Here is a 475-nt window from a genome sequence, read left to right as displayed (position 1 = left end):
AGGTTTTGGCAGGGTCAAGAATCGAAAACTGTGGGAATACTAGCGGGTTACCAAAAGGCAATTTGGCATGACGCTCGCTATGATTGATAACGCCGCCTGAATTCATCTCTGAACCTGTTGCAGGAATGGTGAGTACAGTACCGAGCGGTAGCGCATTTTGAATATCACGGGTATATCCTTTTAACGCTTCCCACGCTTTTTCATGGTCTTTGTCGTCATCTAAGGTGGCAGTCAATGCAACAAATTTGGTGCCATCCAGTACTGAGCCACCACCGACAGCGAGCAAAAAGTCAATATTGTTGGCATGTACCATATCGACGGCTTTCATCAAGGTATTAAATTCTGGATTTGGCTCAATGCCGCCAAATTCAAAGATTTCACGCTGTTTACCTTGTAGCGCGGTTTTCACCTCATCGAGTGTGCCGGTTTTTTTGGCAGAGCTGCCGCCATAGGTGATAAGTACACGGGCATTATC

Annotated in this window: 1 protein-coding gene; it reads right to left on the bottom strand. The window is 46.3% G+C overall.

The genetic code is table 11. The features are described from left to right. On the bottom strand, window positions 1–475 hold a 475-nt coding region (locus M3175_RS25905; RefSeq protein ID WP_251524561.1), incomplete at both ends, for an iron-containing alcohol dehydrogenase.

Source organism: Robertmurraya korlensis (assembly GCF_023715225.1).
GTDB lineage: Bacteria > Bacillota > Bacilli > Bacillales > Cytobacillaceae > Robertmurraya_A.
Note: the sequence above shows the minus strand (reverse complement) of the source record. Positions and strands in the feature narration are given on the sequence as shown.